Source organism: Novosphingobium sp. (assembly GCF_965214355.1).
Classification (GTDB): Bacteria; Pseudomonadota; Alphaproteobacteria; order Sphingomonadales; family Sphingomonadaceae; genus Novosphingobium.
In genome coordinates, this window is sequence record NZ_CBDCBI010000002.1 from 3,088,672 (window position 1) to 3,113,809 (window position 25,138).

Below are 25,138 nucleotides of genomic sequence, written 5' to 3' on the forward strand. Positions count from 1 at the left end.
TTCATTTCGACCAACTTTCGCTGGGGCCACCAGACAGCAATTCGAGCGCGATATTCTGTTCGGCAATCTGTTGGCCGAGTTGTAGCCAGGCAACCTGACGATCGCGCAAGGCCTGCTGGCTGGTTTCGGCGGTGACCGACGCCAGGTCGCCGTGCCGGACCGCGCGCGCATTCGCCGCGGCAAAACGTTCCAGCCCGGGAAGATACGTGGCGACTTCGGCCTGCTGGCGGCGCAGCGCAGCGAGGCCCGCGACAGCCGTGGCAATTTCGGCACGCGTTTGAAACAGGCGTGCGTCGTATTCCGCGCGCAGTTGCGCGCGTGTGGCCCTGGCGACCGCGATACCGCCGCGATTGCGATTCCACAGCGGCAAACTGAAACTCACACCAGGGCTGATCGTCGCATTGCCGGCGGTGTCCCGCGCATAGGCCAGGGACAGCGACAGATTTGGGAACTGATCGAGCACGGCCTTGTGCAGATCGGCTTCGGACACGTCGTACCCTGCGCGCAGGGCTTGCAGATCAAGGCGGCGATCAACCGCCTGCCCCGCCAGGATGTCTGCCGAGGGTGCAATCGGCGCGGTCGCGCCGGGCGCCAGCCGCAACTCGGTACCCGGCGCAAGCCCGAGCAGCGCGACAAGATTAGCCGTGGCAGAGGCAAAGTCGATCTGCGCCTTGCGCAGCTTGTCCGACGCATCGAGCAGCCCCTGGCGCCGGGTATCGAGCTCGCCCGCCGCGATATCGCCGTGCGCACTGGCCCGGCTTGCCACATCGAACAGCTTTTGCGCAGAGGCGGCACTGGCCGCGAGCAGCGGCAATTGCTGTCCGAGCGCGCCGACCCGCACGCCCTGCAATCGCGCCTGCCCTGCCGTCAACCATTCGGCCCATGCCACATCCAGCCGCACTTGCCGCTTGGTCGCATCGCCCGATTGGCGCTGGACGCGTGCGGTGCGCAGCTGCGACAGGTCAAGCGCAAGCTGGCTGTTGTATCCGTTCAACGGGTCGGTTCCCGAAAGCAGTTTGTCGAACCCGCCCGCAACGGTTGGATCGGGGAGCAGCCGGGCGGCGAACACTTGCGCATCAGCAACCGCGATCCGCGCGCGCTGGGCCTTTAGGTCCGGGTTTTCGAGCACGGCGATCACGGCCAGCGCATTGGGCGTCAACGGTGCGGAAAGATTGATCGCTTGCGCCGTCAGATAAGGGCGTGCGATTTTTTGCGCATCGACCGACAGCCCAGGCAGGTCAACCGGGACAAACGCATGCGCAGAGTCAGGCAGTGGCGCGGGCTGGTAAGTGGCGCATGCAGATACAAGCATTGCCGCAAACACTGTCATCGTCTGCCACCGGTGACATCGAATTTGCACGCTTTTCCCCATTGGGCTTAAATTTTCCGGCAGGTCGCATTCTAAAACTGAAGCAGACCTGAAATCCGCCACGCTGTCACCTGTCGAGGCTTTTATTGGCGTAATTTAACGGGAGCACAGGTCAGCACGACGAAGCTCCGATCATAATACGCATTCGGATAGAACGTGGCAGCGCCGCTGTTGCGAACGCGGATCGTGGACCGCCATGACCGCCAGTGCAGTCCATTATGGACTTTATGCGCTGCTGCTGACAGTGCCTGGCCTTGGCCTGTTCGACGCCTGGTTTGTCCTGAACGACGGTATACTTGCGCGGATGAGATTATGACCGGTACCGAATGGAAGGCCAGCCAGTACCGGGCAGCCGCAACCCTGTCGGCGGCCCTGACTGCCTGCCTGTTGTCAACCGTCGCCCATGCCGCACCCGAAGAAGTGCAGGTCTATATGGACGAGATCAATCCGGCCCGAACTCCTGGCCTCGATCTGCATCTGAACGACGTGATCACCGGCAGGGCGGGCGCGGATTACCCCGGTGGCGAAACCGCCTTGCACGATTTTCGGATAACGCCCGAATTTTCGCTGGGCCTTGGCAACGGCTTTGAAGCCGGGCTCTATCTTCCGCTGGCGACGCTGAGCGAGGGTGTCCTGCGCGCGCAAGGCGCGAAGGCTCGGATCAAATGGATTGCGCCGCACGCGCCCGACAGTCCGTTCTATTGGGGTGCCAATTTCGAAATCGGGCGTGTGGCATACCGGCTTGACCAGAACCCGTGGAATGCAGAGATCAAGGGCATTGCCGGATGGCGTCGCGGCAAATGGAATGTGGCACTCAACGGCAATTTCGATTTCGTCGTATCCGGCCCCGTCCCGTCACCGGCAACCTTTGAACTGGCAAGCAAGATCAACTATCTGGTAGCGCCCGATGTTGCTTTCGGGGTGGAAAGTTACAACGGACTGGGTGATCTGAAATATCCGGCGCTGGTGCAACGCAACGAACAAAGCAGCTACCTGACGATCGACACCCGGATCGGCAAATGGGACATCAATGCGGGAATTGGTCGGGGTTATGGCGCAAATCCCGACCGCCTGATCGTCAAATTCGTGCTTGGCGTGCCATTGCCGCGTTAATCGCTTTGCGCCGGCTTTGCATACCCGTTTGGCGCAAGACCTCGCCCCGGACCGGTTGCGCGGTCAACATCGGCCATGGCAAGGCAAGCACCGAACCCGCGCGCCTGCTGTATGGCGCCTTCTTCACCCAAGCCCCGGAATAAAAATTTACCGCCCCTCGCCCCCACTGCGTCCCTTCGCGCATTCAGCCGATGACATCGATCGTGACGCCGCACTCCCGTCAGGCGCTTCCAGCTAAGGACCACTCATGGCCGAGCCTATCCTGCATTCCGCAATCCCCTATACCCCCGGTGTCGAACGGCCCGAGGCAAACGAAGCCGACACGATCAAGGGGCTGAACGAACAGATCCATATGATCCAGGACAAGACGGCCCGCGATTACGGATCGGCGCAGCGCGGGGTTCACGCCAAGGGGCATGCCATCCTCAAGGGGCGGATCGAAGTGCTCAGCGGGCTTGATGCTCCGCTGGCACAGGGGCTGTTTGCGCAAGCTGCGACCTATGACGTGGTGATGCGGTATTCGACCATTCAGGGCGACATCCTGCCCGACAGCATCAGCGGGCCGCGCGGGCTGGCGATCAAGATCCTGGGCGTACCGGGCGAACGGCTGCCAGGGTCGGAGGGCGACACCACCCAGGATTTCATCATGGTCAACGGCCCGGCCTTCGGTGCGCCCACACCCAAGGCGTTCCTGGGCACCCTGTCGCAGCTCGCCAAGACCACCGACAAAATCGAGGGCCTGAAAGAAGCGGTATCCGCGACCATGCAGGTGGTCGACAGCGTGCTGGAAACCGTCGGGATCAAGAGCCCGACCGTGCAGACGCTGGGCGGCGCACCCAACACGCATCCGCTGGGCGAAACGTACTACACCCAGGCCCCGTTCCGTCACGGCGAATTCATTGCCAAGCTGTCACTGGCGCCGGTATCCCCCAACCTGACCGAATTGACGGGCGACAAAGTGGAAACGACCGACCGCAACGATGCGTTGCGCGAGGTAATCCGCGAAAGCATGATCGAACAGGACGGCGTGTGGGAACTGCGCGTGCAATTGTGCACCGATCTCGAAAAGATGCCGATCGAGGATGCGTCTGCCATCTGGGACGAGAAGCAAAGCCCCTATGTCACTGTGGCGCGCGTGACCGTGCCGTCGCAAGTGAGCTGGGAAAATGGGACCAGCGACACCCAGGACAACGCACTCGCTTTCAGTCCCTGGCACGGCCTGGTCGCGCATCAGCCGCTTGGCGGGGTCAATCGCGTGCGCAAGCCGGTGTATGACGCGTCGGCCAAGTTTCGCGGCGATTTCAACGGGTGCCCGATGCACGAACCGCGTGCGTTGACGGATCTGCCACCCGGCGCGTAAGCCACCGCGGATTTATATGACCAACACCCGTCATTCCCGCGCACGCGGGAATGACGGGATCAATCCGGAAAAGTCAACGCGCTGGTGATTACCCGGCAGCCGGCGCCAACAGATAATGGCTGACGCCCCATTCGTAGCCGTTATCGTGGCCAAACAAGCCTTCGGTTGCCAGGTAGAACAAGCGCCAGCGACGGCGCCATACGCTGGCTTCGCTGCCGTAGATGTCGGTCAGCAGCGTGTTGATTTCGGGCAAGTTTGCATCGAACCGCGCCAGCCAGTCGCGCGCGGTCCTGGCGTAATGATCGCCCGACCACCGCCATTGCCGTTCGACGCTGAAATGCTGCGGAAACTGGCCGATCAGGCTGTGGCTGGGCATGATGCCGCCGGTGAAGAAGTGCTGCGCAATCCAGTCCGTCGGGTCGCTGGTATCGAACCGGTAGGGTTGGTTGTTGTGGCTGAACACATGGACGAACAACCGGCCATCGGGCGCCAGCCAGCTGCGCACGCGCGCCAGCAACGCCTGCCAATTGGCCATGTGTTCGAACATTTCGACCGAGACAACCCGGTCGAATTGCCCCTGAGGCGCAAACACGTTCATGTCTGCGGTAATGACGGTCAGGTTGGTCAGGCCGCGCGCCCGCGCCTCGCGTTCGATATGACCGCGCTGCGGCGCCGAATTGGATACCGACGTGATTGTCGCGTTGGGGAATTTTTCGGCCATCATCAGGCTGAGCGAGCCCCAGCCGCAACCCAGTTCCAGAATGCGCTGGCCATCGGCCAGGCCGGCGTGGGCAATCGATTCTTCCAGAGCCAGCACTTCGGCCTGGTCCAGCGTTTCATCACCGGTCGGGTACAGGCAGCAGGAATATTTGCGCCGTGCGCCAAGCGTGAGCTCGAAAAAGCGCGGCGGCAGTTCGTAATGCTGCTCGTTTGCGGCATCGGTGTGTTCGGCGATCGGATGCTTGGCCATGTCCGCCGCAAACCGTGCAGTGGTATCGCCAAGGCCGGCGAGGCTGCGCCGCCGCATGCCAACGAGCACCGAAATGCCCGCGCGGGTGACCGCGTCGGGCAAAGACGTGGTTTCGACAGCGCGGATCGCGCTGGGGACAAATTTGTCGATAAAGCTCATGGACGGATGACCCTTTGGTTTAACCGGTACGTCGCGGAACGGGCCAGAATGCAGAAATACGGCGCTGGCTGTCGGCGAATTTTGCACCGCGACTGCGCAACATATGCGCCTCCAGCGGCGGGATGCCGGACACGTGGACGAGCAGCGCGTACATCATCGCCGGCGCCGCCAGCGTCAGCCATGCCCAACCGTCAGCGGCGTCTGGCCCGATCGCGATAACCGGCCAGGCGCACCAGCCGAGCCATTCGAAAAAATAATTGGGATGGCGCGAGACGCTCCACAAACCGGTTTCGCAAACCTCGCCCTTGTTTTCCGGTACTTTGCGCCACCGGACCAATTGCGCATCGGCGATGCCTTCGCCCGCCACCGCAATCACGACCATCGCCAGCCCGGCGATATCGCTCCATTGCGGAAACGGCGCCGGATTGCGCGCCGCCGCCGCGATCGCGAGCGCCAGGATCAACGCAGCCAATGCCTGGATTTCGGCAAACAGAAACAACCGCGCGTCGGCGTTATTGCCCCATTCCTTGCGCAGCTCGGCATAGCGCGGGTCGTCATGATTGCCGTGATGACCGCGCTGCCAGATATGCCAGGCCAAGCGCACGCCCCACGCCAGCGCCAGCGCTGCGACAGCAAACTGCCGTGCGGGGACTGCCCCGGGCGCGGCCACCAGCGCGCCGCAGGCCCCGGCAATTGCGGTCGAAAGCGACCACATGACATCCATCAGGCCGGATTGCCCCGGCCGACGCGCCAACCCCCAGGCCAGCGCCATCGCGCAAAACAGTCCAAAGGACAGGTACAAGGCAAGGGTCGCGAATGGCATGACCCTAATTACGTCCCGCGCGCGCGAATGGATGCGTAAAAATATGCATCCGCCACCGGCTTGCGTGCGTACCTGAGACTTGGCACTTTCGCCGGGGGGAGAGACGTCCAGATGCCGCCAGAGCGCCTGACTATTGCCGTGATCGGCTGCGGGATTTCCGGACTGTCGGCCGCCTGGCTGTTGCATCGCGATCATGATGTGCAGGTGTTCGAGGCCGACGGCCGTATCGGCGGGCACAGCAACACGGTCGAAGTTGCAGGCCATCCGGTCGATACCGGTTTCATCGTCTACAACGAGGCGACATATCCCAACCTGACGGCGCTGTTTGCGCATCTGGGCGTGCCGACGCGTGCGACCGACATGGGGTTTGCGGTATCGCTGGATGCGGGGCGCCTGGAATACGCCGGGGGCGATCTGGGCGGATTGTTTGCGCAAAAACGCAATCTTGTCTCGCCCCGGTTCTGGCGGATGCTGGCCGACCTGGTGCGGTTTTACCGCCGTGCGCCGCGCGATCTGGCGACGCTGGGCGATATTTCGCTCGGGCGCTATCTCGATCGGCTGGGCATGGGCGCGGCGTTTCGCGACGATCATCTGTATCCGATGGCCGCGGCAATCTGGTCGACGCCGGTGGCGCAGATCCCCGACTATCCGGCGGCGGCGTTCATCCGGTTTTGCGACAATCACGGCCTGCTCAACTTGGGTGCGCGGCCGCCGTGGCGCACGGTCGATGGCGGCAGCCGCGCCTATGTCGAGCGGCTGGCTGTGCCGCTCGCCGGGCGCATTCATACAGGGATGCCCGTGCGCGCGCTGCGCCGCCTACCGCACGGCGTGGATGTCGAAACCGAGCGCGGAGTCCAGCGGTTCGATCATGTCGTGATCGCGACAAATGCCGACCGGGCGCTGGCGATGCTGCCCGATGCCGATACGGACGAGCGCCGCGTGCTGGGCGCTTTTGGATATCGCGCAAACACCGCCGTGCTTCATTCCGATCCCGCGCTGATGCCCCGGCGCCGGCGCGTGTGGTCGGCGTGGAATTATGCTGCGAGCGGTAAAGCCGACACGTCGGCACTGTCGGTGACATACTGGATGAATTGCCTGCAAACCTGGCTGCCGGCCGATCTGCCGCTGTTCCTGACGCTGAACCCGCTGGCCGAGCCCGACCCCGCGCTGGTCCATGCGCGCATTGTCTATGACCATCCGGTGTTCGACGCGCCGGCCGGCGCGGCACAGGCGGAACTGTGGGGGCTGCAAGGCCAGCGGCGGACGTGGTTTTGCGGCGCGCATTTCGGCGCCGGATTTCATGAAGACGGGTTGCAGGCGGGGCTTGCCGTCGCCGAGGCATTGGGCGGCGGGCGGCGTCCGTGGGCGGTGGGCGACTGGGACGTGGCACGCGAATCCGCGCGGATCCAGCTGACCGCGCCCGTCGCGCGGGCACGCGCGGCATGACGGCCCCATCAGCCTTGTATGTCGGGCACGTGATGCACCACCGCATGCGCCCGCGGGTCCACCGGTTGCGCTATCGCCTGTTTTCGCTGCTGCTCGATCTTGACGAGATCGACACGCTGTCTGCGCGCCTGTGGCTGTTTTCGCGCGGGCGGTTCAATCTGTTCGGTTTTTACGATCGCGATCATGGCGACGGGACCGATCGCCCGTTGCGCGCGCAGGCCGAGGCTTTGCTGACGCGTGCCGGCATCGACCATGGCGGCCCGATCCAGATCCTGACGATGCCGCGCCTGCTCGGCTTTGCGTTCAATCCGCTGATCGTGTGGTTCTGCCATGACCGGTCGGGCGAACTGCGCGCGATCATCTATGAAGTGCACAACACCTTTGGCGAGCGACACAGTTATGTCCTGCCTGTCGCAGGCGATGACAAAGGCGACGATGTGCAGCAGGACGTGGCCAAGCGGTTCCACGTCTCGCCGTTTCTGCCGATGGCGATGGATTATGCATTTCGCGTGGCGCCGCCGGGCGATACGCTGTCGATTGCGATAACCGCGCGCGATGCCGATGGGCCGGTGCTGTTTGCGATCCAGCGCGCCGGGCGCCGCATGCTCACCGATGCGGCGCTGGCGCGCGTCGCCCTGACGCATCCGCTGCTGACGTTGAAAGTCGTGGCCGGCATCGCGTGGGAAGCCGCGCGGCTGTGGCTCAAGCGAGTGCCGGTCCACGACCATGTGCCGCAGCAATATCCCGTCACTTTCGCCCATACATCCGCTGCCAATTCATCGCTGGAGGCCCCGTGCAACTGACTACATCCGCTTCGCTGCCACTGGCAGCGCCGTTCAAGCGGCCGCTGCGCGCAGGGCCCGTGCTGCGCATGATGCGGCGTCTGCTGGCGCAATTGCACAGCGGCAGCCTGTCGGTCACGCTGCCCGATGGCCAGATGATCCAGCATGTCGGGCACGAGCCGGGGCCGCATGGCCAGATCACGCTGCACACCTGGCGCGCGTTGCGCCGCATGCTGTGGCGCGGCGATATCGGACTGGCCGAAGGGCACATCGCGGGCGACTGGTCGAGCGCGGACATCGTCCGCCTGATCGCGCTGGGCGCGGTCAATCTCAACCGGCTGGACACCTTGATCGACGGATCGCTGCCGGTGCGGATCATGCGCCGCATGGGCCATGCGCTGCGGGGCAATTCGGTCAAGGGCAGCCGGCGCAACATCGCGTTTCATTACGACCTGGGCAACGATTTCTACCGCCCGTGGCTCGACCAGACGATGACCTATTCCTCCGCGCTGGCGCTGGCGCCGGGGCAGACGCTGGAAGATGCACAGACCGAGAAACTGCAACGGATCGCAACCCTGCTCGATCTGACACCGGGGCAGAGCGTGCTCGAAATCGGCTGCGGCTGGGGCGCATTGGCCGCGCATCTGGCGCCGCTGTGCGAGCGCGTGACCGGGGTCACGCTGAGCCATGAACAGCTGGCGTTCGGGCAGGAACGCGTTGCGCGCGCAGAACTTGAGGGCAAAGTCGATTTGCGCTTGCAGGATTACCGCCATGTGACCGAGACTTACGACCGGATCGTGTCGATCGAAATGCTCGAAGCGGTGGGTGAAGCGTGGTGGCCGACCTGGTTTCAGCAAGTCCACGACCGGCTTGCCCCGGGCGGCCGCGCGGTCGTACAGGTGATCACGATCGCCGAGGACCGGTTCGAGCATTACCGCCAGGCACCCGATTTCATTCAGCATTACATCTTTCCCGGCGGCATGCTGCCTACCCGCTCGATCATGGCGCGCCAGGCTGCCGATGCCGGACTGCGCCTCGCCCACCAGGAGCTGTTTGCCGAGGGCTATGCCGCGACGCTGGCCGAATGGCGCCGACGGTTTCTGGCGGCGCACGATCAGATCATCACGCTGGGCTTCGACGAGGAATTCATCCGGTTGTGGACGTATTACCTGTCGTATTGCGAGGCGGGTTTTACCACCGGGCAGATCGATGTCGGGCTGTATGTGCTGGAGAAACCATCATGATCGTACCCAGGATCGCGCCCAGGATCGCGCCCAGGATCGCACGGCGAGAAGCGCTGGGCGGTGCGCTCGGCGGGATCGCCGCGCTGCTCGCGCCGGGGATGGCACGCGCCGCTGCATTGCCGGTACCGCCGGCAAACCGGCTCGGCTTCGACGTGATGATGGGTTCGCGCAAGCTGGGCTCGCATGAGCTGGTGTTTCATCCGCAAGGTGACGGCCTGCTGGTCGATGTCGTGGTCGACCTGGCCTATCGCATCGGGCCGATGACGCTGTTCCGGTACACGCATACCGCGCGCGAACGCTGGACGGGCGGGCAGGTGGCCGAACTGACGACGCAGACCAACGAAAACGGCACGCACTACAAAGTCGATGCCCGGCGCGAAAACGGCGTATTTGTCGTGCAGCCGCCGGGCCATCCGAGCTATGCTGCGCCCGCCGACGCCTTGCCCGCAACACACTGGAATCGCCACGAACTCGACGGCCCGCTGATCAACACGCAGAACGGCGAACTGCTCCGTCCCCAGATCGCGCCCGAGGGTCTGTCTTCCGTGGCGGCCGCCGATGGCAAGCCGCTGCGTGTGCGCAAATATGCGTTGTCCGGACCGGTAAAGCTGAACCTGTGGTACGACGAGGCGCAGCAATGGGCGGGCTTGAGTTTCGTCAAGGGCGGGTTCGAAGTGCGATACGCGCGGCGGGGGTGATCGGGTGGGCGCCATTCGCCGGCGCGGACGTGTTCGGCCTGGCCAATAATGACCCGACGTTTGTGTGCGTTGCGTGAAGGCCTGGGGTAAGCCCCAGGCCTTTCACCGGTCAACGATGCGCGGACTTCCATTTCTCCACCGCGGCCAGCGACTTGGCGACATGCTCGTTCGGGCTCATCGCGCTGTAGGCCAGCAGGATCTTGCCGTCGGGCGCGATCACATAGCTGGTGCGGTCGGACATCGAGATGACCGGCATCTTGACTTTGTAGGCCGAAATAATCGCACTGCTGGCCACGCCGACGGCGAACTGGTTGCGGCATTCGGTGACCGAAAACCGGCTCAATTTGTCAATCGGATCATGCGACAGGCCGATCACGGTCGCGCCCTGCGCCGCAAATTTCGCGGTCGCATCGGAAAATTCGTGCGCCTCGATCGTACAACCGCTGGTGAACGCCGCGGGGAAGAAATACAGCACCACCGGCCCTTTTTTCAAAGCATCGGCCAGACGGAATTCGAATGGTTTTCCGGCAATTACAGCCGGCGTTGTCACTTGCGGCGCGATTGTCCCGACCGGCAGGGCCGCCGATGCATGCGTGGCCGCAAAACCTGCCGCGACCAGCACGGCGACCGGTGCGATATACCGTAATTTCAGCGACATCGGTTCTCTCCTTAACTCACCTGGGCAAGTTTGCCCGTCAGCACCACCGGCCCGGTCGGCAGGCCTGTCTTCGATCCGCCTTGCGGTTCCAGCGATACCGCCAGCGTCACACCGGGCTTCATCATCTGCACAGATGTCGCGGCCGGCGCGTGCCAGGCGATGCGATCCTGCGGCATCACGCCCAGCGAGCGCGGCTTGCCATCGGCAGGGATAACCCACAATTCCGGCGCGCGTGCGTCCCCATTCCCGTCACGCGTATCCAGGCCGTTGATGACCGACGCAATCCGTCCGCTGGACGGGTCGTAATTGACCGACACGACACCGGACTTGCCCGTCAGCACCGCGACCATCGGGGCAGCGGGTGCCTGGACAATCGAGACGATCGGCGGTGGTGGCACGGGCCGCTGCCACAATGCCACGCCAAGCACCAGCGCGGCCAGGCTGGCGGCGATGGCGCCGCCCTGCCAGCGCCGCAGCCGGGCATGGCCCCGCTGGTCGTCATTGGCCGGGAGGCGTGCAATGATCGCGGGCCAGATGTGCGCCGGCGGCGCCTCGCCCAGATCCGCCGCAAGGCCCGCCGCCCACGCGCTCCAGCGGGCATAGGCATGCGCAAACGCGCCGTCCTGCCGCAAACGACCACGTGCGAGCTCTGCGTCATCGGCATCGAGCAGCCCCAGCGCCAATTCGGCCGCAAGCAGATCGTCGTCGGGCAGATCCTCGAGGCCGGTCATGCCAGGCACTCGCGCAACGAAATCAGCGCGCGGCGGATGCGGCTCTTGATCGTGCCCAGCGGCCGCGCGACGCGCTCGGCCAATTCGGTATACGTCGCACCTTCAAAAAACGCCGTGCGGATCAGGCCTGCATCGCCGGTGTCGATCTGGCCCATGCAGAACGCCAGCCGCTCGGCATCGTCGGTCGCGATCGCCTGGGTTTCGGCATCGGGCGTCGGATCCGCGACATGGTCGGCATATTCGATCGGGTCGGTCGGGCGGCGCGCACCGGAGCGCAGGCGATCGACCGCACGGTTGCGCGCCAGCGTGATCAGCCAGGTCATGGCCGAGCCGCGCGTCGCATCGAACGCGCCCGCGCGCCGCCACACCGTAAGATAGATATCCTGAAGCACTTCCTCGGCCTCCTGCCGTTCAGGCAAGATACGTCGGCAGACGCCCAACAGCTTCACACTGGTGCGTTGATACACCTCGGCAAACGCATCGCGATCGCCGGAAGCGACGTTTTCGAGCGCCAGATCTAGACTGAGCCCTGAGAAACCGGATGAAGTCGAACCGTCAGAAGATTTTGCCATATGCATCCAATGTTGGCATCTCCCCGTAGATACAGCGACACGACAGACAGGCAAGCAACACTTATGGCCATCTACAAACCGCGCGGCGCGCTGTCAGGGCGTGCGGCACTGGCCGCTGCTGCGCTCGCGGTCAGCGCGTGCAGCCCGCTGCACCTGTTCAACGGGATCATGCCCAAGGATGGCGGGTCTGCACAAGTGGGCAGCGTGGATTACGGTCCGTTGCCGCGGCAGGGTCTGGATATCTATGCGCCGACCAAAGCGCATGCCGGGCCACTGCCGGTGATCGTGTTCATTTACGGTGGATCGTGGAATTCGGGCGACCGGGGCGGTTATGCGTTCGTCGGCCGGGCGCTGGCCGCGCGCGGGTATGTCGTAGTGATTCCCGATTACCGCCTGGTGCCGCAAGTGCATTATCCGGCTTTCCTGGAGGACAATGCGGCAGCGGTGCACTGGGTGCGCCAGCATGTGCGCGACTATGGCGGTGATCCGGCACGGCTGGTGCTGATGGGCCATTCGGCCGGGGCATACAATGCGGCCATGCTGGCGTTCGATCCGCGCTGGCTCGGCGCCGATCGCGCTGCGTTGCGCGGGTTTATCGGGCTGGCAGGGCCGTATGATTTCCTGCCGCTCGCAGGCCCCGAGACCAAGGCGGCGTTCGCCGATACGCCTGACCTGCCTGCTACGCAGCCGGTCAACCATGCCAGCGCCGACGCGCCGCCGTCGCTGCTCGCGACTGCCGACAAGGACACGCTGGTGCGCCCGCTCAACAGCGATGCGATGGCCAGGGCGCTGACCGCGCACGGTGTGGCGGTCACGCGGGTGCGCTACCCCAATATCGGCCACGTCGGCCTGATCACGTCGGTCGCCAAACCGCTACGGTCGAAAGCACCGGTGCTCGAAGACGCGATCCGCTTCGCCGACCAGGTGACCGCGCAGAAATAAAGCCCGTCCCCTCAGCGGAGGGGCTTTGGCAAGACGCGCCTCGGCAGTGCCAGCAAATGCTGCGCCAGGCCCTGGATATCATCAAACGCCGGGTGGCGCGTCATCAGCAGCGCGACCAGCCAGCCCAGGCCGCCAAGCCCCGCCGCCACCGCCAGAACCGGGAGACCGACCGCATCGGGCGACAACCACAGCGCATAGACCAAGCCCAGCGGCAACAGCGCGGCCCCTGTCGCCACCGCGCTCTTGGCATAAATCCGCAACAGCGCACGCCGGTCGAACCGCACGACCTCGTCCATCAGCCGCGCATACAACAGCACCCACACCACCGCATAGACCAGCCGCGATGCCGCTGCCCCGTTCAGCCCCCAGCGGCACCCGGCCATCAACAACAGCACCGATGCCACGGTATCGATGACATTGCGCACCACCAGCCGCCCCGTCTGCCCGGTCAACACCGGCAGATCGAGATGCAGCGGCAGCGCGCACAGCACGATTTCCAGCAGCGCGACCATGCCCAGCACCGGCGCCGCGCCGGTCCACGCCGGCCCATACAACAGGTGCACGATCGGCTGCGCCGCCAGCGCAAGCCCCGCCATCCCCGGCCACAACACCGCCGTATAGCCGGCAACCACGCGCAAGTACGCCGGCCCCAGCGGCTCGCCCCGGTCGCGGATGCGGGCAAAAGCGGGAAAGAACACCTGCCCGATGGCGCCCGCGATCAGCATGCGGAACTGGTCCGACAGGCCGACGCCCCGGCTGAACAGCCCCACCGCGCGCAGGGGCAGAAACCGCCCGACGATCATGTCGGGCATGCGCGCGCCCAGCGCGCCGACGACGGTAATCAGGCTGAGCCGCGAGCCCGAGCCCAGGATCGGCGCGATCGCATCGAAGCGCAGCGGCCAGGGCAACGTCGGGCGCATCATTTGCGCGATCACTGCGCGCGCCGCGGCGCCGGCCAGCGTCGCCCAGGCGAGCGACAGGCTGCCCCAGCCCTGCCACGCCATCGCGACCGCCACCGCGCCCTGCACCAGCGCGCCGCCCAGGTTGACCATGAAATGGCCGTGAAAGCCCATTGTCCGGCTCATCACCGCCAGCGGCATCACCGACAGCGGCGAAAACAGATAGCTGGCGGCGATGATCAGCAGGATCGGCGCAAGGCCCGGCAAATGGTAGAACCGCGCCGCCGGAAATGCGACCGCCCCGATCAGCGTGGCCAGCCCCAGCGCGAACATCAGCGAGACCGAGGCACAGCGCGCCAGATCGTCGCGGCCCAGCGTCGGCAACGCCGCGATATGCCGCGCCATCCCGAAATCCTGAAACACCGCGATCACCAGCGCCAGGGCCATCGCGATCGAAAACAGCCCGAGATCGGCAGGGCTGAGAAACCAGCGCGAGATCACCACCGAGGCGCCGAACTGCACGCCAAAGCTGAGGTATTGCCCGGCCATCGCCCACACGGCCGCGCCGCGCACGCCCATGCTCGCCGGTTCGGCTGGCAGGTCAGCGTCCAGAGGCGATTCGGTTTCGATCATCACCGGCAGGTTTACAGCGCGAATGCTTTCCATCGGGACAACATCGCGCGCATGCTGCCGATCAGCGCCGAACTCGCCACGCGGCGCGGCGATCGCGGGTGCCTGCGCAACGCGGGCGGGCACGCGGTTTTCACCGCCACGGGCGACAGGGCGCCCGATCGCACACTGGCATCGACCATGCGCCACCACAGCCGCGCGTATTCGTCCATGATCGCCGCCAGGTCGGCCGCGCCCGGCGCGCGCGTCGCGCAGAACCCTTGATGGACCGCTTCGACAATCACACCCAGCCGCTCGAGCGTCGGGCGGTCGGGCACCGGCGCACCATCGCTGAAATGGGTTACGACCAGGCGCGCGGTCGCCTCCGCCTGCGCGCCGAACAGCGGTGCATATGCCGTTGCCAGCACTTGCGCGGCGCTGGCGATCATCTTGGCGGTATAACGCTGCGATGCGCCACCGGGGTGCAGGCGATAGCTGATCAGCGCGGTATCGATCCGCGCGATCGCGCCAAACGGGGCGATGCGGTGATAGAAATCGAAGTCTTCGGCGTACAGGCGCTCGGGGCGTTCGAATTCGGGCATCGCGCGCACGATGTCGGCGCGAAACATCACCGACGACCACGCCAGCGGGTTGCCGAATTGCAGCCGCCAGTCGATCAGCGCCGGCGTCGTGTGCACCGGGCCATGATGGGCGCGGATGCTGCCCGCCTCCAGCAGGTCGATCGCGCTGGCGACCAGAACGGTGCCCGGATGCGCATCGAGATACGCGCTTTGCGCCGCAAACCGGCCGGGATGGCACAGATCGTCCTGATCCAGCCCGACGATATAGCGGCCGCGCGCCGCAGCAAACGCCCGGTTGCGCGCCACCACCGGTCCGCCATTGGCGGGTGAGGCGATCACGATTACGCGTGGATCGGCCATCGTGCGCAATTGCGCCAGCGTGTCGTCGGTCGAGGCATCGTCGACGACGATCAGTTCGAAATCGGTGAAACTCTGCGCCAGCACGCTGGCGATCGTCTGCGCGATATAGCCGGAGCCATTGTAGGCCGCCATGACCACGCTGATTGCGGGGCTATCCGCAACGCGGGTCATGCAACCGCCTGGCGCGACCGATCGAGGACCTGTTCGACAATCATCTGTCCGACATTGTTCTGCCACAGCCACAGCCCGTTGGCGCTGCCGCGAAAGCTCGGCTCGCCGCCGAGCGGGCCCCAGGGCACGAAGCCCGCACCCAGCCCCAGCGCAAACGCGCCCTCGACCACCGTGCCGTCGGCTGCCAGCACGCGGCAATGACGATCAACCAGTTGCCCGGCCGCGGAGGCATCGCATGCCAGCGCAATCGGGGCGCCATCGACATCGAACAGCGGAAACGCGCGCGGGCGATAGCCGGTCGCAGCGATCACCAGATCGGCATTTTCGATCTGCGCACGCACTTCGGCCTCATTCATCGTGTCGATGCGCAACAGGGCCAGGCGCGGATCGGGCACGCGCCCACCGATCTCGAGCGCGCGCAGCACCAGTTCGCGCGATTCGAGCCGGAACCCGCCCAGCCGATAGACAAACCCGCTGACCGGGCAGATGTCCTGGTCGGTAAAATCGGTAAACCCATCCGCCAGCGCCGCATCGCGCGAGGCATAGAACGGCCGCAGCGGCCGGCGGTGCAGCAGGGCGATCCCGCCCGCACCCAGCGGCAGGTTTCCGGCAAGCAGCCGCACGACCGTGGCCATCGCGCTGGTCGATCCGCCGACGATGACGATCCGCGGTGCGCGCACGTCTGCCACGCGCTCGGCCACCGCCTCCAGCCCGTCGCCGCGCATAACAGCGTCGGCCAGCATCAGCCGCTCGCCCGCCAGATCACCCAGCGTGCTGCCCCCAATCGCGGCCTTGCGCGCGGTTTCATGTCCCATTGCACCGCCGGTGGCGATGACGATATGGCGCGACAGCTCTTCGCGCGGCAGCCCGCCATGCGGAATGACCGTCGTCGCCCACAGCCCCTCCGCCGTGCGCCGCGCCGATACGGCATCGTGCCGGGTCAGCACTTCCCCGCCGTTTTCGGTCACGACATCCGCCAGCCGTTCGCCGGTTACCGCCAGCAGGTCGCCCGCCTCGGCCAGCGGCGCGCCCAGCGCGCCGATATGGCGCGTCACCGCCATCGCCGCGCGATGCGCCACCAGCGCGGCCAGCATCGGCTCGGGATTGTCCTTGATCGCGCTGAGGAAGGTTTCGGCGGTGGTGTCCGACCGGATCGCATAATTGCCCAGATTGCCAGAGCCCAATGTCGCGGCACGCTCGACGATCGCCAGCCCGGCCGAGGCCAGTTCGCCCAGCCGGTCCTGCCGCGAGGCCGAGATCAGCACCGCAGTGCCCGCAGGGCCACCGCCGATGATCAGCGTCGAATGCACGCGCGGCTGCGTCGCAGGCATTGCATAAGGCCCCGAATGCACATCGCACCCCGCGACCACCGTGCGCACATGCCCCGCGATCAGGCGGACATCGTCGGCGGTCATGGTGTCGAGGATCGGCAGCGAAACAATCCGCGCGGCAATATCATCCGCCACCGGCGTGGGCTTGATCAGCGCATCGGCACGGAAATACGGCTGCTGACCCAGATGCGGGCTGAAATAATGCCCCGACCCGACGCCCAGTTCCGCCAGTTGCGCCATGATCATGGCGCGCGATGACACCAGGTGCGGCGGCAACAGCATGGACCAGAATTGAAAGCACTGGCGACCGGCACCTTGGGACTGCGGGGTGAATTCACCCAGTTCTGCACGGTAAATCTCGGCCAGATGCGCACGGTGCGCGGCAATCGCGCCGATGTCCTGCAATTTGGCCGATGCGAGCAACCCGCCGACTTCGGACAATTTGGCATTCATCCCCGGCGCCTGTGCGCTGCGCGCTTCACCAAACCCGAAATTGGTCATCCGGCGTAGCGCCTCGATCAGCGCCTCGTCACCGCTGTGCACCAACCCGCCCTCGCCCGTGGCAAAGGTCTTGGTCGCATGCATCGAATAGACAACGGCCATCGCCGCGCCCGCGCCGAAATTGGCGCCATCTGTGCCGAGCGAACCCAGCGAAGCAGCCGCGTCGATCACCACTGTCACATCGTGCCGCCGCGCCAGCCAGGCATAGCGGTCGAGATCGATCGACCGGCCGAACGTGGCATAAGGCACCAGCGCGGCTATCCGCCCGGGATGCCGGCGCAACAGCGCCTCCTCGATCGCGGGGTCTGACACCCAGCTGTCGGGATCGACATCGTGGATCAGCGGAACGAGCCCGGCCCACACCGCCGCCTGCGCCGTGGCGGCAAACGTCAGCGCCGGGACGAGCGCGAAAAACCCGCGATTGGCGCGCGGCCCGGCACCATGGCGCAACGCCAGCATCAACCCGGCGGTCGCGTTCGACACGGCCAGCGATGCACCGCGCCCGGCAAACAGCTGATCGGTCACATCGCGTTCGAACCCGCGCACTGCGGGGCCGCCATTGCTGTAGATCTGCCGCTCCTCGATCGCACGCAATCCGTCGCCCAGCGTGCTGAGACGCGGCGGTTGCGGCTGGATCAGGGGATAGCGATTCATGATGGCTGATGACTCGTCTGTAATGATGCGCCAATGATGCGTTCACGCGGCCGGTGCTGGCATTACGCCGGATATCCGCAGTGTGACATGAAATATCCTAATTTTTGGTGGTCGCTACGCATTGCAGCTGACTTTGTCCGAAAGTGGGACACAAGAGTGCCAGAGCGCTAACCGAACAGATCCGCCTGCGGCGCATTGCCTGGCAGGTCGCCTGCCCACCGCTGTCCGGTGCGGTCCACCATCAGTTCACCGGGCCAGGTCCGGCACAGCTCGCGCGCCGCAACCGGATCCTCGCCCTGCCACACCGGCCACACGGCGCGCGGCAGGATTACCGGCATGCGATCATGGACATCGGCCATCTGCGCGCTGCCATCGACCATGACCATAGCATAGGCATCGCCCCATTCGTCGGTCTTGCGCCATAGCCCGGCCACTGCGAACGGCGCATCCCCCGGCAATGCATACCACGTGCGTGTCATCCGCCCCGCCGCGCCTTCGGCCTCTGCCCAGGCACCGACCGGGATCAGGCAGCGGCGCCGCGCCATGCTGTCGCGCCAAAAGGCAGACGCCAGCTTGTCCTCGCGCGCATTGGTCACTGCCCTGGGTTTTACCGGCTGCCCCTTGCGGCCCGTCATCGCCAGCGGAAAGCCCCAGGTCATCGTGCGCACTTCGCCTTGGGCCACCACCAGGCCCGGCGATCCGGGATACATCTCGTCAAGGCGATTTCGTTCAGGCCCCGCGCTTGCGCCAAACAATTGCGCGATCGCAGCAGCGCCGGCGTGAAGGCGGTAGAGATTACACATCGGTCACGTCAGCCCGCGTGCCACCAGCAATTCGCCCACCGCGCGGTGCCCCATGTCGATCGCGGCATTGGTAAACGCCTGCGCCGCCGAATCCGCATTGGCGATCGTGATCCGTCCCCACGGCTGACGCCCGATCACATGCGGGCGGTCGCGTTCGGGCACATCGGGATCGCCGAGCGTATCGTAGGTATAGGCATAGCCGTGCGGCCAGCGGTTGACCGTGATCGCCAGGATATCGCGCTTGTGGTCGAACCCCGCCGAACCCAGCATCCCCTGCAATTGTGCGCGCACTTCCCTTTCGCTCGTCGCAAACGGCGTAGCCAGCATGTCGCCCCGCCCTGCCCGGTTCTGGTCCTTGCGCGAAAGGCCCGGCGCATTGGGATTGCGGATCAGCTTGACCACCACCGGGTCGTCGATGCTGGCGGGCGCGGCATAGCCGCCGACGCTGATCGCCTGATCGAGCAGCAGCGTGCCGTGATAGCCGAAGGGCGACTGCACCGAGCGCACGCCCAGCGCATTCAGCGCATGGGCATTGCGCAGCACCACGCTGGTATACTGCATCGGGACCTTGCTGGCATAGCGCAGCGCCTCGCGCTGGGGGGCGGGCAATTCGGGCACCATGAACGGAATGATGTTGTTGAAACACGCCAGCACCACGCCGCCTGCGCTGACGCTGGCGCGCGTGCCATCCGGTTTGGCATAGACGATCCGTACCGCTTTTTCGACCGTGGTCGGCACCATGCCGGTCCTGGCCGCCTCGCCCGGATGTTCGACACGCACGACAATGCTCGACAGGCGGATGCGGACCGGGCGGCCTGCGACATCGAGCTTGCTGTAGTCGGCGCGCGCCGCAACCACGCTGTCCATATCGCGCGCATCGGGGATGGCGTCCGGCACCAGCCGGTTGACCAGCAGCCGCGCGACCGAGGCATTGCCGTCGGGGAAATGGAAATTGGCGCTTTCCGCCTCGATCGCTTCGGCAATCTCCATCCCCGAAAACCCCGGCGCATGGTTGCGCATCGCCACCCATGCCGGGCAGGTGTCGACGCGCATGTTGTTGCGATAGCCGTGCCCGGCAAAGAATTTCAGCGCGTCGGGCCCGATCCCGACATGCTTGACCAGGAAATCCTGATAGCTGATTTTTTTCAGCGCATCGGCCCGCGCTTCGGGCGTCAGGCCGGGCAGCCAGTCGCGTTTTTCGGTAAACAGCCGGATCAGATCCGCGCGCGCCACCGGCGACAGCGGCGCATCGGCAAAGAATTCGGCATAAGGCCGCTTGCCAAACCCGGGCACCATCTTGTCGACGCCGAAATGCGCCTTGTCGAAGAACACGCCCGCGCCCATCCCGGCAAACACGGTTGCCGACTTGTCGTATTTTGCCTGCGTGGTGGGATCGATGCCCAGTTCGGCGAGCAGGCCCTTGGCGGTGTAGCTGTAGGGAAACGGCGTCTCTATGCTCATCGTCCCGCCGTAGGTGACGATGGTGCGGCCCTCGACGTGGAATTCGTTACGCTTGGCATGGCCGCCAAAATCGTCGTGGTTGTCCAGGATCAGGATGCGCTGGCCAGGCCCGCCCCCGTTACCATCGAGCGCGCGGCGCCAGAAATGCGCGGCGGACAAGCCCGATATGCCGGCGCCGACGACCACGAGATCATAATGCTCGCCGGTATCGGTCGCGCTGACGGGTCCGGCAAAATCGCCATCGCGCACGTCATGCGCCACTTCGAAACTGCCCGGGTATTGCCCGCGCAGGCCGGTGCGCACCGGCGGATAATCCGCCGCATCAGGCGCGGCCGTTGCAACTTGCGCTGCAATCGCCGGCGTTGCCATGACGTCGGTGCCGATCAGGCCCAGGATCGTTCCTGCGCTGACGCCGCCCAGAAAATCGCGCCGCGCGATCGCCGGGAAAGCACGGGAAAGTGGTGTCTTTTCACCACCACTGTTGCTCAAAAAACTGTCGGAATTTGGGTCTTTGGCCATGGTCCGTCCTGAAATATGGGTGGTTCGGCGTTGACAGAATGGGATCGTGTCGCGGACAGTGCGGCCATGGTAAAAGAGCGATTGGCGCAAATCCAAGCCCTTTTGCCCAAGACGCAAGCCTATCCCGAACAGCACTGCACCTTCACCCCTTTTGCCCAAGCTGGCAAGTTGCCGCCAGGACTGCAGGGTGCCGCCACAGGACGATGACGATGACGAAACGCGGGCCCGAATTCAGTGCCGAGGACATCCGGCTCGGCATGGATGCCCCGATCCAGCGCCGCGATTTTCTCAACGGTGTCCTGGTCGGTACCGGCGCGCTCGCCGTCGGCTTGGCCGGCGGCGTGTCGGCGCATGCGGCCGCGGTTACCGGAATGACGGCAGGGCCGGCCGCCGGGCTCGATCCCTATCCGCCGCGCCGCACCGGCATGCGCGGCGCGCACCCCGGTTCGTTCGAAGATGCCCATGCCTTGCGCGACGGCGTGCTGTCGCTGACCGGCGCTGCCGACCAGGGCGAAGTCTATGACCTGGTGATCGTCGGCGGTGGGCTGTCGGGGCTGAGCGCGGCGCATTTTTATCACAAGAATATGGGCCCGGGCCAAAAAGTCCTGATCCTGGACAACCACGACGATTTCGGCGGCCATGCCAAGCGCAACGAATTCGTCGTCAACGGCAAGACGATCGTGTGCAACGGCGGCACGCTGAATATCGAAAGCCCGGAACGCTATAACCCATGGTCGAAGGAAGTGCTGGCCGACGTCGGCATCGACCTCAACCACTACAAGACCGAAAACGCCGCCAACCATCATCTTTATGCCGATCTGGGCCTGTCGGCGGCTTACGCGTTTGATCGCGAGACATTCGGAAAGAATACCGGGGGCAAGGACGCGACCGTGCGCCTGCCCAATGGCCATTTCTACGGCTTCAACGCCGAAGTGATCGACGCCGCGCCGCTGACCGAAGCCACCAAAGTCTCGTTGCGCAAACTGGTCGCGAAAGATCAGCCCGATTACCTGCCCGGCCTGTCGGTCGAGCAGAAAAAGGACTGGCTGGCGCGCCACTCGTTCCGCGAATTCCTCATCGACAAGGCCGGACTGACCGAAGAAGCCTATTGGTTTTTCCAGGACATGGGCTGCGGATCGTTCTGCGTCGGCGCCGATGCCACGCCCGCGCTGTTCGGCTGGGTCCAGGGCTATCCCGGGTTTTCGGGCATGAACCTGGGCGACATTCCCGATGGCCTGTTCGCCGATCTGCCCGGTGGCCATCACGGCCGCCAGCGCGAAGGCAAGGAAGCGATCCATTTTCCCGACGGCAATGCCACGGTCGCGCGCGCACTCGTCACCAAACTGATCCCGGGCGCGACACCTGCGCAGTCGATGGACGACCTGGGCCTCGCGCATGTCGCCTATGATACGCTCGATCGGCCCGACAACGCGACGCGCATTCGCCTGTCGAGCATCGTCGTCCATGTCGAACATATCGGCGGCCCGGCCAGGGCGAGCGAAGTCGCGGTGCGCTACATGAACCACGGCAAGCTGAAACAGGTGCGTGGGCGCGCCGTGATCCTGGCCAGCTGGAACATGATGATCCCCTATATCATGCCCGAACTGCCCCAGACGCAAAGGGATGCGCTGGCGTATGGGGTCAAGGGCCCGCTGGTCTATTCGAGCATCGCGCTGACCAACTGGCGCGCGTTCAAGAACCTGGGCGTGGCGCGCTTCGATTGCCCGACGATGTTCCACAACGAAGTCGGCCTGACCGAAGCGGCGACGCTGGGCGGATTGACCCACGCATCAGGCCCGGACGAACCGGTCGTGGCGCATCTGGTCAAATACTGCACCAAGCCCGGCCTGCCACGCCGCGACCAGCACCGCGCCGCACGCGCCGACCTGCTGGCGACATCCTACGAAACGTTCGAGCGCGAAACCCGCGCGCAACTGCAGCGCCTGCTCGGCCCCGGCGGGTTCGACGCGAAACGCGATATCGCCGCGATCACGATCAACCGCTGGCCGCACGGCTATGCCTATACTTACAACAGCATCTATGACCCGGTCGAATGGGTCTATACCGAAACCGCCAGCCGCCCCTGCGTCGTCGGCCGCCAGCCGTTCGGCCTGGTCTCGATCGCCAACAGCGACGCCGCCGCCAGCCCGCACACCGATGCTGCCATCCTCGAAGGCCACCGCGCCGTGCAGGAAGTGATCGAACGCAAGACTTATCCGTTTACCCCGCGGCGCGTGACGTAACTGTCTCGCCCCCTCCCTTCAGGGAAGGGGGGCTTAGGCAAGACCCAGCCAGCCACGCCAATCATCGGGCGCGTCCGGCCACGCGTCCACCACCGGCCCCAACGCATCGCGCAACGGACCAAGCTCGCCGTCAAACCGCTGCCAGTGATCCACCGCATCGGTGAATATGGGCTGCCGCACCTGTTCCGCACTCGCCGTGCGCACTGCGCGATCGTTTTGCCAGAACGCCAGGCACGCCGGTTCGAACGGCAGATTCAGCGCCGCCAGCAAAGCCCGCACTTGCGCCTCGGTGTCGGCGACCATCCGCTCGTACACCACGCGGTGCACCATCCCCGGCGCCGCCGCATCGAACGCCGCCATGAACGCGACATAATCGCGGTACGTGCGCCCGATATCGCCCAGGTCATAGCTGAACGCCTGCCCCCGGGCGAAATGCTGTTTCCACACAGACCAGCCGCACGCGAGCGGATGGCGCCGCGCGTCGACGACCCGGGCATGGGGCAGGATCAGGCGGATCAGTCCCAGATGCTGCCAGTTGTTGGGCATCTTGTCGATAAATCGCGGCCGTTCCGTCTTGCGGTGCGGGGCAGCGCGCGCCAGGTATTCATCGCCCAGCGCGCGGCGTTCGTCGGGCGACATCGCCACCATCGCCGCCTCGGTCGTCATGCCGCTTTCGCGCGCGCGGTGCGCCAGCCGGTCGGCGATCATCATCATCGCCGGCAATTCGTGCGTGCCCTCGACGTGCGAGTGGCTGGCCAGGATCTGTTCGACCAGCGTCGATCCCGCGCGCGGCAATCCGACGATAAAGATCGGATCCTCGGCCGGCGCACCGCCCGTCGGCACCCCGGCAACAAACGCAGGCGTGAACAGGCGTGCCTGCGCAGCGACGCGCGCATGGGCTGCGTCTGCGTCATACGGCAGGATCGCGCGCCGCAACCGGTTGCCCTGCGCGTAAGCCTGGGCCGCCGCTTCATCCTGCGCATCGTCCTCCAGCGCCTTGCCCAGCGCGAAATGGAGATGAAACGCATCGTCACCCTGGGCACCGGGCAGCGTCGCGTGCATCGCGGCGATATCGTCAGGCCCCAGCACAACGGTCTTGATATTGGCCAGGCTCCACCACGCCTCGCCCGTTCCGGACGTTTCAGGCCCGGGCCTGGCCGCGATCGCGCCGCGAAAAGCCGCAGCCGCCCGGTCGCGCAGCCCCAGTGTCTTGGCGACATGGCCCAGGTTGAGCCAGACCGGCGCCTCCCCCTCGCCGCGCGCGATGATCGCCTCGTACAGCGCGAGCGCCTCTTGCTGTTCGCCCAGTTTGACCAGCACCGAGGCGTAGAGCATCTGCAATCCAGTATGATCGGGCGCGCGGCGCACCAGGATCTGCGCCTGCTCGCGCGCCTCCACCAGCCGGTCCGCCTCGACCAGGATGCGCGTCAGAAACACCCGTGCTGCCTCGAACCCCGGCGCCAGCGCGACTGCGCGGGCAACATGGTCGATCGCCTGGTCCCCCCGCCCGCGCCGCCACGCCAGTTCGCCCAGCAGGCGGATCGCGGCCGCATCGTCGGGAATGGCGGCGAGAAACCGGTGGATCAACGCCTCTGCCTTGTCCGGCTGGCCTGCGACCATCGCGCGCGCCGCCTCGATCAGCATGGGGTCGCGGCTGGCGGCGGCGACTGTCCCGGCATCGGCAATCCACGCGTCATCATCGGCGCCGGTCGCGCGTAACGCCTGCGTCAACGCGTGCCAGGCCACCGTCATGCCCGGACGCGCCGCCGTCACGCGGCGCAACGGCGCAATCGCGGCCGCCGGGTCGCCCGCCGCCACCAGCGCCTGCCCCCATTCGGCCGCCAATTGCGGGTCATCGGGATGCGCGCGCGCCAGCGGCGCGATCACTGCGCAAGCCGCCGGCGCATCGCCGGCCAGTCGCAAGGCACAGGCCAGCACACAATGCGCCAGCGCATGCCCGGGGGCAGCGGCCGCGACACTGCGCGCCATCACCACCGCGCGCGCGGGATCCGGCCCGAGCAAGGCCTGCGCCTCGTTCAACCGCGCCAGCAGAGCGGGGGGCAGCGAACCGGACATGCATTCCCCTTCTGGACCACTATCGTAAATCAAATTCGGTGCGCCTGGAACACCACCGCAATG

General features: G+C 65.5%; 20 protein-coding genes. 8 read left to right on the top strand and 12 right to left on the bottom strand.

The genetic code is table 11. From position 1 onward, the window contains the following. Position 1: 1 nt before the first annotated feature. Positions 2 to 1,312, bottom strand: a complete 1,311-nt coding sequence (locus ACOOE2_RS14420) for a TolC family protein (RefSeq protein WP_420383679.1) — start codon at positions 1,310 to 1,312, stop codon at positions 2 to 4. 369 nt (positions 1,313 to 1,681) lie between these two features. Between ACOOE2_RS14420 and ACOOE2_RS14425 the strand changes: the two genes are divergently transcribed. Together ACOOE2_RS14425 and ACOOE2_RS14430 are read left to right on the top strand one after the other, a co-directional pair. Further along, a complete protein-coding gene (locus ACOOE2_RS14425) occupies positions 1,682 to 2,482 on the top strand; it encodes a hypothetical protein (RefSeq protein WP_420383680.1) in 801 nt (266 codons plus the stop codon). Positions 2,483 to 2,729: 247 nt separating this feature from the next. Then, positions 2,730 to 3,842: a catalase family protein gene (locus ACOOE2_RS14430; RefSeq protein WP_420383681.1), complete on the top strand. Its 1,113-nt coding sequence runs from the start codon at positions 2,730 to 2,732 to the stop codon at positions 3,840 to 3,842. A gap of 88 nt (positions 3,843 to 3,930) precedes the next feature. Here ACOOE2_RS14430 and ACOOE2_RS14435 read toward each other — a convergent pair whose 3' ends face one another. Then, the gene (locus ACOOE2_RS14435; protein ID WP_420383682.1) at positions 3,931 to 4,971 is read right to left on the bottom strand and encodes an SAM-dependent methyltransferase; all 1,041 of its coding nucleotides are present in this window, start codon (positions 4,969 to 4,971) and stop codon (positions 3,931 to 3,933) included. Positions 4,972 to 4,990: 19 nt separating this feature from the next. Then, entirely contained in the window at positions 4,991 to 5,794 is an 804-nt protein-coding gene (locus ACOOE2_RS14440) for a DUF1295 domain-containing protein (RefSeq protein ID WP_420383683.1), read from the bottom strand. Between the two features lie 111 nt (positions 5,795 to 5,905). On the opposite strand from ACOOE2_RS14440, the gene ACOOE2_RS14445 reads away from it, so the two are divergent. Genes ACOOE2_RS14445 through ACOOE2_RS14460 form a run of 4 tightly spaced genes read left to right on the top strand, consistent with a single transcriptional unit; the run spans position 5,906 to position 9,964 of the window. Further along, positions 5,906 to 7,240, top strand: a complete 1,335-nt coding sequence (locus tag ACOOE2_RS14445; RefSeq protein ID WP_420383684.1) for an NAD(P)/FAD-dependent oxidoreductase — start codon at positions 5,906 to 5,908, stop codon at positions 7,238 to 7,240. Next, a complete protein-coding gene (locus ACOOE2_RS14450; RefSeq protein WP_420383685.1) occupies positions 7,237 to 8,043 on the top strand; it encodes a DUF1365 domain-containing protein in 807 nt (268 codons plus the stop codon). The genes ACOOE2_RS14445 and ACOOE2_RS14450 overlap by 4 nt, the downstream gene beginning before the upstream one ends. Next, positions 8,034 to 9,266, top strand: coding sequence for a class I SAM-dependent methyltransferase (locus ACOOE2_RS14455; RefSeq protein ID WP_420383686.1), 1,233 nt, complete (start codon positions 8,034 to 8,036; stop codon positions 9,264 to 9,266). Before ACOOE2_RS14450 ends, ACOOE2_RS14455 begins: the two co-directional genes overlap by 10 nt. Then, a complete protein-coding gene (locus ACOOE2_RS14460) occupies positions 9,263 to 9,964 on the top strand; it encodes a DUF6134 family protein (RefSeq protein ID WP_420383687.1) in 702 nt (233 codons plus the stop codon). The genes ACOOE2_RS14455 and ACOOE2_RS14460 overlap by 4 nt, the downstream gene beginning before the upstream one ends. A 109-nt stretch (positions 9,965 to 10,073) precedes the next feature. Here the strand turns inward: ACOOE2_RS14460 and ACOOE2_RS14465 are convergent, their stop codons facing one another. From ACOOE2_RS14465 to ACOOE2_RS14475, 3 genes are read right to left on the bottom strand one after another with little or no spacing between them, the layout of a single operon-like run. Continuing rightward, a complete protein-coding gene (locus tag ACOOE2_RS14465; RefSeq protein ID WP_420383688.1) occupies positions 10,074 to 10,622 on the bottom strand; it encodes a peroxiredoxin in 549 nt (182 codons plus the stop codon). An 11-nt stretch (positions 10,623 to 10,633) separates the two neighbouring features. Next, positions 10,634 to 11,353 carry an anti-sigma factor gene (locus ACOOE2_RS14470; RefSeq protein ID WP_420383689.1) on the bottom strand — a complete coding sequence of 240 codons (720 nt, stop codon included), beginning with the start codon at positions 11,351 to 11,353 and terminating at the stop codon, positions 10,634 to 10,636. Next, a complete protein-coding gene (locus tag ACOOE2_RS14475) occupies positions 11,350 to 11,925 on the bottom strand; it encodes a sigma-70 family RNA polymerase sigma factor (protein WP_420383690.1) in 576 nt (191 codons plus the stop codon). The genes ACOOE2_RS14470 and ACOOE2_RS14475 overlap by 4 nt, the downstream gene beginning before the upstream one ends. A gap of 63 nt (positions 11,926 to 11,988) precedes the next feature. On the opposite strand from ACOOE2_RS14475, the gene ACOOE2_RS14480 reads away from it, so the two are divergent. After that, complete coding sequence (locus ACOOE2_RS14480) at positions 11,989 to 12,867, top strand: alpha/beta hydrolase (protein ID WP_420383691.1); 879 nt, start codon at positions 11,989 to 11,991, stop codon at positions 12,865 to 12,867. 11 nt (positions 12,868 to 12,878) lie between these two features. On the opposite strand, the gene ACOOE2_RS14485 is transcribed toward ACOOE2_RS14480, so the two are convergent. From ACOOE2_RS14485 to ACOOE2_RS14505, 5 genes are all read right to left on the bottom strand, one after another. After that, entirely contained in the window at positions 12,879 to 14,522 is a 1,644-nt protein-coding gene (locus tag ACOOE2_RS14485; protein WP_420383692.1) for an oligosaccharide flippase family protein, read from the bottom strand. Further along, positions 14,411 to 15,487, bottom strand: a complete 1,077-nt coding sequence (locus ACOOE2_RS14490) for a glycosyltransferase family 2 protein (protein WP_420383693.1) — start codon at positions 15,485 to 15,487, stop codon at positions 14,411 to 14,413. The genes ACOOE2_RS14485 and ACOOE2_RS14490 overlap by 112 nt, the downstream gene beginning before the upstream one ends. Continuing rightward, positions 15,484 to 17,973 carry a DegT/DnrJ/EryC1/StrS family aminotransferase gene (locus ACOOE2_RS14495; RefSeq protein WP_420383694.1) on the bottom strand — a complete coding sequence of 830 codons (2,490 nt, stop codon included), beginning with the start codon at positions 17,971 to 17,973 and terminating at the stop codon, positions 15,484 to 15,486. The genes ACOOE2_RS14490 and ACOOE2_RS14495 overlap by 4 nt, the downstream gene beginning before the upstream one ends. Positions 17,974 to 18,140: 167 nt before the next feature. Next, positions 18,141 to 18,776: an SOS response-associated peptidase gene (locus ACOOE2_RS14500; RefSeq protein ID WP_420383695.1), complete on the bottom strand. Its 636-nt coding sequence runs from the start codon at positions 18,774 to 18,776 to the stop codon at positions 18,141 to 18,143. Between the two features lie 3 nt (positions 18,777 to 18,779). Further along, positions 18,780 to 20,756, bottom strand: coding sequence for an NAD(P)-binding protein (locus ACOOE2_RS14505; protein ID WP_420383696.1), 1,977 nt, complete (start codon positions 20,754 to 20,756; stop codon positions 18,780 to 18,782). 209 nt (positions 20,757 to 20,965) lie between these two features. On the opposite strand from ACOOE2_RS14505, the gene ACOOE2_RS14510 reads away from it, so the two are divergent. After that, positions 20,966 to 22,999 (top strand): NAD(P)-binding protein, encoded by a 2,034-nt coding sequence (locus ACOOE2_RS14510; RefSeq protein WP_420383697.1) that lies wholly within the window; start codon positions 20,966 to 20,968, stop codon positions 22,997 to 22,999. 33 nt (positions 23,000 to 23,032) lie between these two features. Here the strand turns inward: ACOOE2_RS14510 and ACOOE2_RS14515 are convergent, their stop codons facing one another. After that, on the bottom strand, positions 23,033 to 25,075 hold the full coding sequence (locus ACOOE2_RS14515) for a tetratricopeptide repeat-containing sulfotransferase family protein (protein ID WP_420383698.1): 2,043 nt from the start codon (positions 25,073 to 25,075) through the stop codon (positions 23,033 to 23,035). Between the last annotated feature and the right edge of the window lie 63 nt (positions 25,076 to 25,138).

What these genes read in the sequence shown, in the direction of transcription:
- ACOOE2_RS14445 (WP_420383684.1), top strand. Translation starts at nt 5,906, where the DNA reads ATGCCGCCAGAGCGCCTGACTATTGCCGTGATCGGCTGCGGGATTTCC.
- ACOOE2_RS14460 (WP_420383687.1), top strand. Translation starts at nt 9,263, where the DNA reads ATGATCGTACCCAGGATCGCGCCCAGGATCGCGCCCAGGATCGCACGG.
- ACOOE2_RS14500 (WP_420383695.1), bottom strand. Translation starts at nt 18,776, where the DNA reads ATGTGTAATCTCTACCGCCTTCACGCCGGCGCTGCTGCGATCGCGCAA.
- ACOOE2_RS14490 (WP_420383693.1), bottom strand. Translation starts at nt 15,487, where the DNA reads ATGACCCGCGTTGCGGATAGCCCCGCAATCAGCGTGGTCATGGCGGCC.
- ACOOE2_RS14420 (WP_420383679.1), bottom strand. Translation starts at nt 1,312, where the DNA reads ATGCTTGTATCTGCATGCGCCACTTACCAGCCCGCGCCACTGCCTGAC.
- ACOOE2_RS14435 (WP_420383682.1), bottom strand. Translation starts at nt 4,971, where the DNA reads ATGAGCTTTATCGACAAATTTGTCCCCAGCGCGATCCGCGCTGTCGAA.
- ACOOE2_RS14510 (WP_420383697.1), top strand. Translation starts at nt 20,966, where the DNA reads ATGACGAAACGCGGGCCCGAATTCAGTGCCGAGGACATCCGGCTCGGC.
- ACOOE2_RS14505 (WP_420383696.1), bottom strand. Translation starts at nt 20,756, where the DNA reads ATGGCCAAAGACCCAAATTCCGACAGTTTTTTGAGCAACAGTGGTGGT.
- ACOOE2_RS14430 (WP_420383681.1), top strand. Translation starts at nt 2,730, where the DNA reads ATGGCCGAGCCTATCCTGCATTCCGCAATCCCCTATACCCCCGGTGTC.
- ACOOE2_RS14515 (WP_420383698.1), bottom strand. Translation starts at nt 25,075, where the DNA reads ATGTCCGGTTCGCTGCCCCCCGCTCTGCTGGCGCGGTTGAACGAGGCG.
- ACOOE2_RS14450 (WP_420383685.1), top strand. Translation starts at nt 7,237, where the DNA reads ATGACGGCCCCATCAGCCTTGTATGTCGGGCACGTGATGCACCACCGC.
- ACOOE2_RS14465 (WP_420383688.1), bottom strand. Translation starts at nt 10,622, where the DNA reads ATGTCGCTGAAATTACGGTATATCGCACCGGTCGCCGTGCTGGTCGCG.
- ACOOE2_RS14475 (WP_420383690.1), bottom strand. Translation starts at nt 11,925, where the DNA reads ATGGCAAAATCTTCTGACGGTTCGACTTCATCCGGTTTCTCAGGGCTC.
- ACOOE2_RS14440 (WP_420383683.1), bottom strand. Translation starts at nt 5,794, where the DNA reads ATGCCATTCGCGACCCTTGCCTTGTACCTGTCCTTTGGACTGTTTTGC.
- ACOOE2_RS14425 (WP_420383680.1), top strand. Translation starts at nt 1,682, where the DNA reads ATGACCGGTACCGAATGGAAGGCCAGCCAGTACCGGGCAGCCGCAACC.
- ACOOE2_RS14470 (WP_420383689.1), bottom strand. Translation starts at nt 11,353, where the DNA reads ATGACCGGCCTCGAGGATCTGCCCGACGACGATCTGCTTGCGGCCGAA.
- ACOOE2_RS14480 (WP_420383691.1), top strand. Translation starts at nt 11,989, where the DNA reads ATGGCCATCTACAAACCGCGCGGCGCGCTGTCAGGGCGTGCGGCACTG.
- ACOOE2_RS14495 (WP_420383694.1), bottom strand. Translation starts at nt 17,973, where the DNA reads ATGAATCGCTATCCCCTGATCCAGCCGCAACCGCCGCGTCTCAGCACG.